The 579-nt window shown below is 66.5% G+C and carries 1 protein-coding gene; it reads right to left on the bottom strand.

Annotation, left to right across the window (positions count from 1 at the left end):
* On the bottom strand, positions 1 to 579 hold a 579-nt coding region (nadE, locus tag AC2JF9_RS08305; protein ID WP_500726849.1), incomplete at both ends, for an NAD(+) synthase.

Genomic DNA, 579 nt, shown 5'->3' with positions numbered 1-579 from the left:
GTTGATGCCCGTCCCGTGCTCAAACTGCCCGGAGGATACGACCCAGCGGATCAGGTGCTGGATCAGTGTCTTCGGCACTCCCGCATTGACGTTGTAGTGGGACATCTGGTCCCCCACGCCATAGGTGCACCAGCCGAGCGCGAGTTCGGACAGGTCGCCCGTGCCGACCACGATCGCGCCCTGCTGGTTGGCGAGACGGAACAGGAAGTCGGTGCGCAGCCCCGCCTGCACGTTCTCGAACGTCACGTCGTAGACCGGCTCGCCACGCCCGAAGGGATGGCCCATGGTCTCCAGCATCTGCCGGGCGGCCGGCTTGATGTCGAGCTCGTGCCAGGTAATCCCGAGCGCTTCCATCAGCGCGATGGCGTTGGTCTTCGTCTCGCCCGAGGTGGCGAAGCCGGGCATCGTGTAGCCGAGAATGTCCGTGCGCGGCCAGCCGAGGCGGTCGAAAGCCTTCGCGGCGACGATCAGGGCGTGGGTGGAATCGAGGCCCCCGGAGACGCCGATCACGACGCGCTTCGTGCCGATCGCCGAGAGTCGCTGGGCGAGACCCGCGACCTGGATGTTGTAGCCCTCGTA

This window comes from Lactobacillus sp. C449L, from assembly GCF_059900815.1.
Note: the sequence above shows the minus strand (reverse complement) of the source record. Positions and strands in the feature narration are given on the sequence as shown.